The organism is Natronorubrum halobium (assembly GCF_051351675.1).
GTDB lineage: Archaea > Halobacteriota > Halobacteria > Halobacteriales > Natrialbaceae > Natronorubrum.
In genome coordinates, this window is sequence record NZ_CP195595.1 from 3050462 (window position 1) to 3062888 (window position 12427).

Sequence of the window (12427 nt, forward strand, 5' to 3'; positions counted from 1 at the left end):
TGCATTACCTGCTTCCACTAGGAAGCGGTTCTCTCACTGAATACTGGTAGTGTATTCGGTTCGGTCGACCCGAGACGAGACGACGAATTACGTTCGGACTATTCGAACGGGATCCACTTATAAATACCCTATAGACAACAGTCCGATGTTACGAGATCGAGGTATAGGGACGTTATATGGCGAGAATCGCTCATTCCTTATAGCAATATTCGAAATACCTATATATGTGTTTACCATGGGTGTTATCATGGCCCATGATAACCGAAATACTGGCGCTCATCGGTGGGAACGTCGAAGGGTACTGAGAGCGGCCGCCGGAGCGAGTATCGCCGGAACAACCGCTGCGTTAGCGGGGTGTCTCGGCGGAGAAGACGAGGACGTCATCACGAAAGGGACGACCGAAGGCGGAACGACCGGACTGTTAACGGAGACGCTCATCGATCAGGGATTCGACGAGGATCGCGGAATTCGGATACAGAGTGAAGCGTTCGCCGCACCACCGCAGGTACAACAGCAACTTGTCCTCAACGACGATATTCCGACCGGGTACATGGGTTCGATCGTCGCGACCCGTAACTGGGACGACAATCAGATCGAACTCATCGGACCGTACATGAACTATCACGCGTACGTCGTCACCAGAGCCGATTCCGATATTGACGAACCACAGGATCTCGAAGGAACGGAACTCAGCTGGGCGAGCAGAGAGGCGGACGCGTGGCTCAAAGTCGCCGTGATTCTCGAGCAAGAGTACGGGCTGAGTCCCGACGACTACGAATTAAGCGAAGTCGCACCCGCCGCCAGCATCGGATTGTTAGAGGACGGGGAACTCGACGCGATCTTGCTGCACGAACCGCTCATCACGAACGCACTGGTCGAACACGACTTCGAAATCGTACTCGATCCAGAGGAGGTCTGGGAGGAGACGACCGGACTCCCGATGACGACGGTCGACGTCGCCTGGGATCGATCGTGGTACGAGTCGAACGAAGCGGACGGTGAAGCCTTCGCAGCCGCGGTCTTCGATACGCAAAACTACATTGAGAACAACTTCGACGAGGTCATCGACACCTACGCCGATTCCATCGGACTCGAAGGTAACGAACAGATCGAACTGGCGAAAGAACGGTTGCCGGGAACGTATCCGACGGAGTGGTCCGACGACCTCGCCGAATCGGGCCTCGAGTTCGTCGAACAGGCGTACGACCTCGGTATTCTCGAGACGGAACCGACCGACGAGATATACAACATCATCGATGTCTGAAGCAACCGAAAAACGCGTCGGACTGCGACGCTACGGCCATCAAGTACTCGAGGAGAAACTGTTCTACCAACTGCTCTCGGTTGGGGTCGTCCTCACGGCCTGGGAGATCGCCTCGATATTTTTCATCGGGCACTTCCTGCCCCGTGTCACCGAAGTCGCAGTTTTCACCGCGACGATCGTCTCGACCGGCGAGTTCTTCGTTCACGCGATCGACACGACCCAGCGCGTCGCGGTCGGATTCGGCGCCGCCTACACCGTGAGCATCCTACTCGGGATCGTTATGGGACTGTACAAGCGCGCGGAGTACTTCTTCGAAATACTGGTCCTCATCGGCATCACGATCCCCGGTCTGGGTATCGTCGTCCTCTCGATCATCTGGTTCGGCGTCGCGGAGATGACGGCGTACGTCTCGCTGTTCATTCTCGCAACACCGATGATCGTCTTCAACTTCTGGAAAGGGATGCAGTCCCTCGACGGCGATCTCGTCAGCATGGCTCACGCCTTCGAAGTCTCGAGGTGGGACATCTTCCGGGACGTGTTGATCCCGACGCTGATGCCGTACATGCTGGCCGCGGCACGGTTCGGATTGGCGCTCTGTTGGAAGATCGTCGTGTTGGTCGAACTCCTGGCGCTGACGAGCGGCGTCGGCTACATGATCAACCAGCAGTTCCAGGTCTACTCGATCGTCGGCGTCCTTGGCTGGACGCTGAGTTTCACCCTGATCATGATGTTCGTCGAGTTCGGGATTCTGAAACCGCTCGAACGTCGGGCGACCGCCTGGCAGGACGGTACGGACGAACAGCGAGTGACGATATGACACGGATGAACCACGCAACCGACTCCGAGCAGGTGGACGGAACGAGAATCAGCGTCGACGAGGTGTCGAAATGGTACCGTCAGGCCGACGGAACGCAACTGGACGTCCTCGATGAACTCTCATTCGAGACACGGGCCGGGGGATTCGTCTCGATCCTCGGCCCCAGTGGCTGTGGGAAATCGACGCTCCTGAACCTGATCGCCGACCTCGAAGAACCCTCGAGCGGGTCGGTCACTGTCGGATCGTCCGACAGCGAGACGACAGTGGCATTCGTCTTTCAGGAACCGCGCCTGCTCGACTGGCGAACGGTCCGGTACAATATCGAGTTCGGCCTCAAGGGAATGGGCATCCCCGAATCCGAGTGGGACGAACGCGTCGATCGATACCTCGAGTTAGTCGAGTTGTCCGACTTTGCGGACGAATATCCCCAGTCGCTGTCCGGCGGGATGAAACAACGCGTCGCGCTGGCTCGGGCGATGGCCGTCGAATCCGACGTGATCTTGATGGACGAGCCGTTCGGTGCGCTCGACGAGATTACGGCACGAGAGCTTCGAAAAGATCTGGTAGAGATCTGGCAGACGGAGCGGAAGACGATCGTATTCGTGACGCACAACGCCCTGGAAGCGGCGTTTCTCTCGCAGCGAGTACTCGTTCTCTCACAGCGGCCCGCACGGATTGTCGCCGACAAAACCGTCGAGAAATCACATCCGCGTGATCTCGACGATCCGGACATTGTTGGAGTGTCCGAAGAATGCGTCGACGCACTGCAGGAACACATATGAAGGGTACACTACTCGGAACCGGAAGTCCAGTACCACTGCCTGACCGTGCAGGAACGAGTATTCTCGTCTCGGTCGGGGGAGAGAAGTTGCTGTTCGATTGTGGGCCGGGGACGGTAACCCGGTTGCTCGAGAACGGTATCAATCCCGGCTCGATCGATCGGCTGTTTTTCACCCACCATCACATCGATCACAACGCGGACTTCTACAACTTCGTCGTCGCGAACTGGGCTCGAGGCGACAGTCAAGGAGCGCTCCGGATCCATGGTCCCAGTCCGTGGACGGACTCGCTACTCGAGTCACTCTACGATATTTACGAGGAAGACATCGAGTACCGCGAAGACGTCGGTTATCCGACCTCAGGCATCTGGGATATCGAGACCTCGCCGATCAATCACGGATCGGTCGTCGAGACCGATCGTTGGCGAGTCGAGGCGCGTGCCGTTGACCATTCGATCGAAACGTATGGCTATCGGATCACTGACGAGGAGACCGGTCACGAAATAGCCTTCTCGGGTGACACCCGGAAATGCGATAGCGTGATCTCGCTCGCGGAAGGTGCAGACGTCCTCGTTCAGGACTGCTGTATTGCCCCCGTTACCGCCGATCCCCCTTCGAATTCAGAAACGTTCGTCTGGGACACCTACACGGAAGCGATGCCCGACGAGAAACGAGAGGGGCTCCACCAGACTCACTGTGATCCGACGGAAGCCGGCGAAATCGCTGCGGCTGCCGGTGTAGAAACGGTCGTATTGACACATCTTCTCCCATATCGGGACGAAGAGGTGATGCAAGACGCGGCCAGTTCGGCGTTCGACGGGACCGTTATCGTCGCGGAAGACGGGTTGGAAATCGGTACCGAGACGGTCGACGTGACCGCGAAAGAGCGGTAGTGGACGGGCAGTCGTTACTCGTCGGCCAGTTCCTCGAGCAGCGTCTCGAGACTGTAGCTCTGCAGCGCGTCGCGTTCTTCGATCGCTGAAATGACGAACGTCGAGTCGGTTCGCTCGACGCCCTCGAGTTGCTCGAACTCGGCGATGAGGCGCTCGACCATCTCGCTGCTGCTCAACCGGGCGACGACGATGAAGTCGGTCTCCCCCATCGTGAAGTAGACGTTCGTGACCCCCTCGACGGTCAGTAACCGGTCCGCGAACGACTCGTAGGAGCCTTGGTAATCGGCGTGGACCTCGACGAGGACGGTCACGCCGAGACCGAGTTCCTCGAGGTCGACGTCGTAGCGGTCGTTCGTGATGATCCCTTCCTCCCGCAGGTTGCTAAGTCGGTAGTGGATCGTCGACACCGGAATGCCGGTTGCTTCATGAAGCCGTTCCGGACTCCCAGTCTCGAGTTCGGAGATCGCTTTGAGGAGTCGCACGTCGCGTTCATCCATGCACGGGTGCTCGGCGGGGAGCAGAATATATCCTTCGGCTGACGTACTTGGAGAGAGCTACAAATTGAGTCCGTCTCGTGGCGGGTGATTCGTATTATATCCATATGTGTGGTTCTTGTTTCGCCGATATCGGATCTGTTGTAGAAGGATCTAAATACGACCTCCTGTTCCGAACTGAAAATGACCGTACTCGCTTCGCTTCGATCTGAGTACCGTGAACTGGTGCTCTTTTCGATGCTTTCACTCTGTTGGGGATGTTCGTTCGTCGCGATCGAGGTCGGCCTCGAGTACGTGCCGCCGCTCCTGTTCGCCGGACTCCGCTACGCGCTGGCCGGCGTGATCGTCCTCGGATACGCGGCCGTCGTCACCGACCGGATTCGTCCGTCCGGTCTCTCGGAGTGGCTCGTGATCGCCGTCGCTGGCGTCTTCGTCATCGCGCTCTACCACGGGTTATTGTACCTCGGTGAGCTGTACGTGGCCGGAGCAGTCGCGGCGACGATCGTCAGCACGGCACCGATCCTGACGGTCGCATTCGCCGGCGTGTTACTCCCGAACGAGCGACTCAACCTCCTCGACGTCGTCGGCTTCGTCCTCGGACTGATCGGCGTTGTCCTCGTCGTCCAGCCGTCTTCGGCGGCGCTCGGCGGAAGTACGACGTTCGGCGCCGTACTCGTCTTCGCCTCCGCCGTCGCCTTCGCCCTCGGCGGCGTGCTCGTTCGCCCGATCGAATCGAACCTTCCGCTCGAGACGCTCCAGGCCTGGTCGATGCTGCTCGGGTCCGGCGTGTTGCTCGGCTGGGCGTTCCTGCGCGGCGAGTCGGCCGCTGCGATCCAGCTGACCGCGACGGCACTGCTGTCGTATCTCTACCTGACGCTCGTCTCCGGCGTCTTCGCGTTCCTGCTCTACTTCGAACTGCTCGATCGAAGCGGGGCGATACAGGTGAACCTCGTCGGGTACGCCGAACCAGCAGTCGCGATCTGTGTGAGTTGGTTCGTCCTCGGCTCGGTCGTCGACTCGCTCACGATCGTCGGTCTGCTGACGATCCTCGCCGGCTTCGTCGTCATCAAACGGGAGGCGTTCCGCGCGCTGATTCGGTCGCGACTCGAGGACCGGAGCACACCGGTGATCTCCCTCGATCGGCGGTCCGACGCGAGAACGGACGGCGGGACCGACCGAATCGACGTGAGAACGGATGGTGGGCCTGATCGAGTCGATGCCGAAACGGACGACGAAACCGCTTCGTCCGACGTCGGAACAGGAGCCGAGTAGCGACAATCGCTCGGCTTGCGCCGGTTCCTCGACGGCTACGTTACTCACCTCGGTATCGTGTCACTTCGGCACCGTGCCACGACATGACTTCCCAGAAACATTTAAGTCGGATACCGTGGCCCGAGTACATGATCCAATGACAGCACCTACAGCTACGACATCGACAGACGTGACGGTCGTCTGCCACGTGCGCGCACCGCTGTTGCTCGAGCCAGTCGACCGACAGATCGAGACCCTGCAGGCCTGCGACTCCGAGGGGACGATCGACGATCTGTTGCTCCGTAGCTGGCCGAAAGAGATCGCACTGACGGACAACAGCCCCTATCAGGAAGCGCTCGACAGTTTCGAGCGATTCGAAGCGTGGGCAGCCGATCAGGGTGTGAGTATTCGACCGCCGTTCCAGGAGCGCACCAAGACATCTCAGGTGACCGGCGAGACGACGGACCTCCTCGTGACGCCACTGCTCTGTCTCGAACTCTACGCGGACGACGAACTGGTCGGCGTCTTCCCCCACACCGACGAGGGGACCGAAGAGACGTACACGACGGACGAGGCGATCGCCTCCCTCCGAACGGGTGAGCTCCCGACGCCGCTGGCCGGTTCGCGGGAGAGCGAAGCGACGGAACCGACGGCGACCGAGGCGAGTACGAACGACTGTCCCGACTGCGGCGAGTCGCTGATCGACGGCCAGGGACTGTTCGCGTGCGCCGACTGCGGCTGGACCGGCACCGTCTCCGAGACGGGTCAGTACGTCTCGCAGTCCACGGATGCTCGATCGACCGAGCGCGAGGTCACGCCGGAGAACGGAGAATAACCGTAAAAACCGCGATACCCCTCCCCACGAAACACGACGGTCCCCCGCTGACGAGTCGATCCGCGATTCGTGTCCGCTCCGAGCAATCAGCGATCGATTCACGTCCAATTTTCGCGTCGAGTCTTCGGATCCAGCGCAGGTGTCGTATCGGTCGGTCCGTTCGATCAGGCCAAGTCGCCGGCGTATTCGGCCTCGAGCGACACCGTCGCCCCGTCTCGAGTCACCTCGAGCGATTCCGTCTCGGTTCCGAGCGACGACTCGAGTCGATCGACGTCGACTCGGTTTTCGTCCGCGTACGTGACGACGGCACTGGCGCTGGCGTCGCTGTCGTCGACCGATAGCTGCTGGTGGACGCCGAACGCACCCTCGAACGCACCGAACTCGAACTCGAGACTCTCGGCGTCCTCTTCCGGCCGGTCATCCTCGAGTGCGTCGGACGCGAACTCGTCGTCGGCGGTGTAGAGCCCGAGCGTGATTCCGGTCGGTTCGCCGGCCCGGAGGAGTCGCTCGAACTCGTCGTCGGTGGCGTGTTTCGGCTCTCGGTCGCCGCTCGCGGTCTCGACCATCCGTTCGACGGCGGCGACCGAATCGAACTCGTCGTCGGGATTCGGGTAGGAGAAGGCGTACACCTCGTCGGTGATCCCGATCGCTTCGCCGGTCTCGGCGTCGGTATAGACCGCGTACGACTCCTCGTCGGTTTCGCGGTCGTATCCGTCGTCCTCGAGGTCGGCAGCGAGGCCGTCCCGGTCGTACTCGCCGACGAGTGCGTAGACGCCGTCGGCGAAGACGAGTTCGCCCTCCCCGCTGGGGGTCTCGTCGTTCGCACTGTACGACGCCGCTGCCCGGGAGTTGGCGAACTGCGAGAGGCCGAACGAACACAGCAGTGCGACGACGATGGGGTTCCCGATCAGCGGATCCGTCGGTTCGTCGCCTGCTTCGGCACCCTCGTCGTCGGTGATGGTGGACATCGTCTCGAAATCGATCGCGCCGTAGAAGTAGGTCGAACGGTCGCTTTCGGGGAGAATCGAGGCGTACGACGGGAGAGCCCCGCCCAGATCGATCGTCTCTTCCGACCCGTCGTCGCCGTCATCGCCGTCGTCGCCATCGTCGGTTCCGCCGTCGTCCGACGTTTCCGAACAGCCCGCGAGCGTTGCCATTCCCGCACCGGCGAGAGACAGTGTCCGTCGTCGGGTGACCTCGATCATAGGTTGAGCAACGCGGAAACCCACGACGTTAGTCGTGGGAGGAAGGGCGTTCGCTTGACTATGCTACCAACGACGGTGGCAGGCTGACTCCCCCACCGTATATTAATAATTAAGTGCATGACTTGTGTTGTGATATGTATGGAGGTCCGCCGAACAGTCCCGGTCAAACTCGACGTGACCGACAGCGACGCGGACCTTCTTCGAGAAACGATTCAGCAGTTCCTCGACGCTGCGAACTACGTCGTCGATGCTGCGTACGACGGTGAGTGGGTCGAGATGCGGAAGTCGGTGTTGCACGACGAAACGTACGGTGACGTGCGCGACCGAACAGAGTTGCATAGCAACCACGTTCAGTCTGCCCGGGATCGTGCGGTGGACGCGCTCAAGTCCACCGTCGCGAAGTGGAAGCGCGGTAAAGAAGCGTCGGTGCCGACGTTTACATCGCCGTTCGTCGAGTATAATCAGCGCAACGCCACGTTCTACGAGGGTTACGCCTCGCTGTCCACTGTCAATGGGCGCATCACCGTCGAGTACGTTCTGCCCGGCGAGAACCGTGACACGCCCCACTCGCAATACCTCTTTTCCGACGAGTTTGAAACGACTGGCGCAACGCTTCACTATCGCGAGACCGATGACGAGTTCTCCCTTCACGTCCGAACAAAGGCGGACGTGGACGACTCCGAACAAGCCGAGAACGGAACGGTTCTCGGCGTGGACCTCGGAGTCGAGAACATCGCCGTCACGTCGACTGGCATGTTCTGGTCTGGCGACGAGCTCGACCACTGGCACCGCGAATACGAGAAGCGTCGTGCGTCTATGCAGCAACACGGTACGCGGTACGCTCACGAGGCGATCCAGCGCGTTGGCGAAACCGAAACAGGCCGGTTCGAACAGATGCTGCACTGTATCGCGAACGACCTCGTCGAAGAGGCCGACGAGCGCGAGTGTTCGCACATCGCCTTCGAAGACTTGACCGACATCCGCGATCGGATGCCCGGCGCGAAGCGTCTCCATGCGTGGGCATTTCGACGGCTCTATGAGTATGTCGCGTACAAGGCCGTCGGACATGGACTCGTCGTCAATCAGGTCGACCCGGCGAACACGTCGCAGCGATGTTCGTCGTGCGGCCACACGGCCAGGGACAACCGCCCGACGCAGGACTCCTTCGAGTGCCAGTCGTGTGGCTACACGAACCACGCTGACTACAATGCTGCGAAGAATGTCGGCTATCGACTCCTCCAGAACCAAACTGGGGCCGGGGGAGGCGCACCCGTAGGCGTGCGCTTGAACACCGGGATGTTGAATGCGAACGGGATCAAGCCCGTACCGGATTCGGTTAGAGCGGGAGTCCATGGTGAAAGGCCACGGCTTTAGCCGTGGGTTAGCTTACCCTGTAGTGCTGTCCACCAGGAGTATATGATTGTGGTGGCCGAGTGTCGCAGTTCTTTCGTAACTATCTGCCAGGCGATCTGCTGCCATCGGTTCCGCTCCAGTTGCCGTCGTTTCGGCGTTACTGTCGTTCCGGCCGTTCCGTCGCCCGGCGGAGCAGTCCGAGGAGCGTTTGTGCCTCGCCTTCGGTGAGATCCGCTCGCCCGTAGACGCGTCGTAGCATCCGCATCGTCTTCTCGCGTTTCTCCTCCGGGTGGTTGAGTGCTACGAGGAGGGCCGCCCACTGGTCGTAGACGCGATTGATGGTCGGTTCGGACGCTCGGACGCGCTCGAGGTCGGGTAGCTGCGTCTCCTCGTCGGACAGCGTGAGCGATCGGAGTTCGTAGAGCGTGATGGTCGCCGCCTGGCCGAGGTTGAGGACGGGATACTCCGCGCTGGCCGGAATCGAGCAGATTTCGTCGATCCGGGCGAGTTCTTCGTTGGTCAGCCCGACGCGTTCGCGACCGAAGACGAGTGCGGTGGGTGCCTCGACGGTCGCCAGTCGGTCGGCGAGGTCGGCCGGCGTGGAGAACGGGAACCGAACGTGACTGTGGTCGTCCTCGTTGGTCACCGCCGTACAGCCCACCGTGTGGTAGTTCGCGACGAGGTGATCGAACGAAATTTCGGTCGCGTTCGGAAGGATGTCCTCGCGGGCGTGGCCCGCGTATCCGTACGCTTCGCCGTCGGGGTCGAGTTCCGGCGGATCGACGAGCAGGAGGTCCTCGAAGCCGAAGTTCTTCATCGCTCGCGCGATGGTGCCGACGTTACCCGGCGTCTGGGCGTCGACGACGGCGACTGCTGGTGGCGTGCGGCGAGTGGAACTGTCGGGTTCGGGCGACTCCTCGCTCATACTCTGTCGGTGGATATCGACTCGAGAAACGGGTTATCCTTTCGGTTCCGTGTTCGACCGGAATCGTCCCGTCGAACGTCGCCTTCGGCAACCGGTGTATCGGAAGCCAACTGACGAGGAGATAGCGGACCGACGGAGAACGGATGACTGCACAAGAGCGGACGGATGACGGGGAAGTAGACGGATACCGGAGGGGATTCGAGAGTGTCGAGATTCGAGTCCACGATCCGTTGAGAACTGCGATCTGTGGACGGACAGGAGTTCTGTAACCTGTTTCTACTACTTTTCTCTATAATCTAGTTCTAGACTAGGTAACTAGTCTAGAGGGTCGTTTAGAGAGTACAGCGGACGTTTCGAATCGAATCGAGGGGATCGATACTCGAGAGGCGCCGTGGGTTTTGAGGGGTATTACACCACTCTGCCGTGTTTCTCGAGACGAAACCCATATAATGGTGGGAGGGACACACCCCCCTCGCGTTTGTAAGCCGATCTAGGTGTGGGGGGTCTGAACTGGAACACACCTCCCTCGCGGATGTAATATCTCGGTGGATGTGTCCCGAAGGTGCCCAAATCGAGGAATTCACTCGCACCCCACCCACCCATTTGGCGTTACATCCGCGACGGGGGTGTGTGTCCCCAGAAGTGGTCGTCTCGGCGTCAGACGGTTCGATATTGCTACGAAATGTCGTCTTTTCGAGCGGGGGAGCGGACGTTTTTCGACCGCGTTCGTCGGTACAGGGGGTCGCACTGCGGTCGTCGGGACGCGCGCCTAGATCGGTCGATACGTCATCGAAGGGGTACGCTGGACGTCTCTCCATTTGACTCCAACGACTTCCGGACTGTCCGCTGTTCGGGTGACCGTCCACTCGTCCGGTCGACCATCGTCTTCGACACGTTACATCCGCGAGGGGGGTGGGGGTGTTTCCGTTCCGAGGTCGGTCCGTCGAGGATCGTCAATTAGAAACGCGATGTCGGCGAAGTAGCTGATTTTCACGACACAGCCGAATACCTGCACTCGGGTGCCTGAATCGTCGCATTTACATCCGCGAGCGAAGTCCATAGCTTTATTTCAATCCAGTCAGAAGAGTCTCGGTATCGCAATGTCCGCCAACGACGATCGTGATCCCCTCTTTCGGTACGACGATCCGGTCTTCGCCGACGAGCGGTTGCTCGAGATCACGCACCTTCCCGGGCCGGACCGGATCGTCGGCCGAGACGACCAGATGCAGCGGGTTGCGGACGCCCTGAACCCGGCTATCTTCGGGAGCGAGCCCAATCATCTGTTCATCTTCGGCAAGACCGGCACCGGAAAATCACTCATCTCCCGATCGATCACCCAGCGGGTGATCTCCGAAGCACAGCGCGACGATATCACCGTCAAGTACGCCTTCATCGACTGCGGCGAGCAAAACACCGAGGCATCGATCGTCAAAACGATCGCCCAGCTCGTCAACGAGTCCGACAAGAGCGGTGTGAGCGTCCCCGACCGAGGCCTCGGCACCGGCGACTACTACAAACGGCTCTGGCAGGCGGTCGATCACTGCACCGACGTCACCATCGTCATCCTGGACGAGATCGATATGCTCGAAGACGACGAAGTCCTCCGCAAACTCTCCCGTGCCGGCGAGAACCGACGCATCTCGGACTCGAGTATCGGCATCATCGGCATCTCGAACAAGATCGACTTCCCGGACCACCTCTCCGAGCGCGTGAAATCGAGCCTCTCGCGCGACGAACTCGTCTTTTCGCCGTACGATGCGAATCAACTCGTCGAAATCCTCGAGAAACGGCGGGACGCCTTCCACGACGGGGTGCTCTCCGACGACGTAATCCCGTTGACCGCCGCGCTCGCCGCCCAGGAACACGGCGACGCGCGGAAGGCGATCGACATCCTCCGCAACGCCGGCCGCATCGCGAAGAAGCAGGACGCAACTCGCGTCACCGCGGATCACGTTCGCGACGCCAAGGAGAAGACCGAAGCCGATCGGTTCAACGAACTGATCGAGGGCTCGCCACAGCAGGCCAAGGCGATCCTCTACTCGCTGACGCTGCTCACCGAGAACAGTTCGGAGAAGGAGTTCCCGACGAAGATCATCTACAACCAGTACAAGTCGATCGCCCGCCAGCTCGACTTCGACGTCCTCTCGGAGCGCCGGGTCCAGGAGATCCTTCAGGAGCAGAACTTCCTCAACGTGATCCAGTCCGAACGGGAGGGCCGCGGACGCGGCCGCGGTGCCCACGCCAAACACCGACTGCTCGAGAACCCCTCGATCGTCAGGAAAGTGCTCCTGCGAGATTCGCGGCTGGCCGTCCTCGAAGACGACGGTCAGGAGTAGGAGTCGAGCACGACCGCTCGGGACGCGGTGTCGTGAGTTCGATTTCGGTACACCGTGCTCAGGTCTCGATACGTTACTTACGTTCTTCCGATTCCAGTACGGTGGTGCCCCGACTTCGGCGCGTCAATTTCGGCGTGCCGAGTACGCGTTCGGGACGTTCGATCACTGTTGGAGCGTACAATCGATCGATCTCGAATCTTCTAGGGCATATTCAGACATACGCTTGTGGATGACGTTCTTGTACTGTACGTGGAGAACGCTTAACGCACCTCGAT

At 60.3% G+C, this 12427-nt stretch carries 11 protein-coding genes; 8 read left to right on the top strand and 3 right to left on the bottom strand.

Annotated elements, in window-relative coordinates:
• The first annotated feature begins 247 nt into the window (after positions 1-247).
• Genes ACSFC7_RS15040 through ACSFC7_RS15055 form a run of 4 tightly spaced genes read left to right on the top strand, consistent with a single transcriptional unit; the run spans position 248 to position 3753 of the window.
• Positions 248-1264 (top strand): ABC transporter substrate-binding protein, encoded by a 1017-nt coding sequence (locus ACSFC7_RS15040; protein ID WP_436343640.1) that lies wholly within the window; start codon positions 248-250, stop codon positions 1262-1264.
• Positions 1257-2081: an ABC transporter permease gene (locus tag ACSFC7_RS15045; RefSeq protein WP_436343641.1), complete on the top strand. Its 825-nt coding sequence runs from the start codon at positions 1257-1259 to the stop codon at positions 2079-2081. Before ACSFC7_RS15040 ends, ACSFC7_RS15045 begins: the two co-directional genes overlap by 8 nt.
• The gene (locus ACSFC7_RS15050; protein WP_436343642.1) at positions 2078-2863 is read left to right on the top strand and encodes an ABC transporter ATP-binding protein; all 786 of its coding nucleotides are present in this window, start codon (positions 2078-2080) and stop codon (positions 2861-2863) included. Before ACSFC7_RS15045 ends, ACSFC7_RS15050 begins: the two co-directional genes overlap by 4 nt.
• A complete protein-coding gene (locus ACSFC7_RS15055) occupies positions 2860-3753 on the top strand; it encodes an MBL fold metallo-hydrolase (RefSeq protein WP_436343643.1) in 894 nt (297 codons plus the stop codon). The genes ACSFC7_RS15050 and ACSFC7_RS15055 overlap by 4 nt, the downstream gene beginning before the upstream one ends.
• A gap of 14 nt (positions 3754-3767) precedes the next feature.
• Here ACSFC7_RS15055 and ACSFC7_RS15060 read toward each other — a convergent pair whose 3' ends face one another.
• Positions 3768-4250: an Lrp/AsnC family transcriptional regulator gene (locus ACSFC7_RS15060; protein ID WP_436343644.1), complete on the bottom strand. Its 483-nt coding sequence runs from the start codon at positions 4248-4250 to the stop codon at positions 3768-3770.
• A 180-nt stretch (positions 4251-4430) separates the two neighbouring features.
• On the opposite strand from ACSFC7_RS15060, the gene ACSFC7_RS15065 reads away from it, so the two are divergent.
• Complete coding sequence (locus tag ACSFC7_RS15065; RefSeq protein WP_436343645.1) at positions 4431-5519, top strand: DMT family transporter; 1089 nt, start codon at positions 4431-4433, stop codon at positions 5517-5519.
• A 136-nt stretch (positions 5520-5655) separates the two neighbouring features.
• A complete protein-coding gene (locus ACSFC7_RS15070) occupies positions 5656-6333 on the top strand; it encodes an HTH domain-containing protein (protein WP_436343646.1) in 678 nt (225 codons plus the stop codon).
• A gap of 164 nt (positions 6334-6497) precedes the next feature.
• Here ACSFC7_RS15070 and ACSFC7_RS15075 read toward each other — a convergent pair whose 3' ends face one another.
• Entirely contained in the window at positions 6498-7538 is a 1041-nt protein-coding gene (locus ACSFC7_RS15075; protein WP_436343647.1) for a hypothetical protein, read from the bottom strand.
• A gap of 138 nt (positions 7539-7676) precedes the next feature.
• Between ACSFC7_RS15075 and ACSFC7_RS15080 the strand changes: the two genes are divergently transcribed.
• Complete coding sequence (locus tag ACSFC7_RS15080; RefSeq protein ID WP_436343648.1) at positions 7677-8912, top strand: RNA-guided endonuclease InsQ/TnpB family protein; 1236 nt, start codon at positions 7677-7679, stop codon at positions 8910-8912.
• 136 nt (positions 8913-9048) lie between these two features.
• On the opposite strand, the gene ACSFC7_RS15085 is transcribed toward ACSFC7_RS15080, so the two are convergent.
• Complete coding sequence (locus ACSFC7_RS15085) at positions 9049-9816, bottom strand: RNA methyltransferase (RefSeq protein WP_436343649.1); 768 nt, start codon at positions 9814-9816, stop codon at positions 9049-9051.
• A 1100-nt stretch (positions 9817-10916) separates the two neighbouring features.
• Here ACSFC7_RS15085 and ACSFC7_RS15090 point away from each other — a divergent pair.
• Entirely contained in the window at positions 10917-12152 is a 1236-nt protein-coding gene (locus ACSFC7_RS15090; protein ID WP_436343650.1) for a Cdc6/Cdc18 family protein, read from the top strand.
• Positions 12153-12427: the final 275 nt, after the last annotated feature.

Coding starts and splice junctions, on each gene's coding strand:
- ACSFC7_RS15040 (WP_436343640.1), top strand. CDS start 248: ATGGCCCATGATAACCGAAATACTGGCGCTCATCGGTGGGAACGTCGA.
- ACSFC7_RS15045 (WP_436343641.1), top strand. CDS start 1,257: ATGTCTGAAGCAACCGAAAAACGCGTCGGACTGCGACGCTACGGCCAT.
- ACSFC7_RS15050 (WP_436343642.1), top strand. CDS start 2,078: ATGACACGGATGAACCACGCAACCGACTCCGAGCAGGTGGACGGAACG.
- ACSFC7_RS15055 (WP_436343643.1), top strand. CDS start 2,860: ATGAAGGGTACACTACTCGGAACCGGAAGTCCAGTACCACTGCCTGAC.
- ACSFC7_RS15060 (WP_436343644.1), bottom strand. CDS start 4,250: ATGGATGAACGCGACGTGCGACTCCTCAAAGCGATCTCCGAACTCGAG.
- ACSFC7_RS15065 (WP_436343645.1), top strand. CDS start 4,431: ATGACCGTACTCGCTTCGCTTCGATCTGAGTACCGTGAACTGGTGCTC.
- ACSFC7_RS15070 (WP_436343646.1), top strand. CDS start 5,656: ATGACAGCACCTACAGCTACGACATCGACAGACGTGACGGTCGTCTGC.
- ACSFC7_RS15075 (WP_436343647.1), bottom strand. CDS start 7,538: ATGATCGAGGTCACCCGACGACGGACACTGTCTCTCGCCGGTGCGGGA.
- ACSFC7_RS15080 (WP_436343648.1), top strand. CDS start 7,677: ATGGAGGTCCGCCGAACAGTCCCGGTCAAACTCGACGTGACCGACAGC.
- ACSFC7_RS15085 (WP_436343649.1), bottom strand. CDS start 9,816: ATGAGCGAGGAGTCGCCCGAACCCGACAGTTCCACTCGCCGCACGCCA.
- ACSFC7_RS15090 (WP_436343650.1), top strand. CDS start 10,917: ATGTCCGCCAACGACGATCGTGATCCCCTCTTTCGGTACGACGATCCG.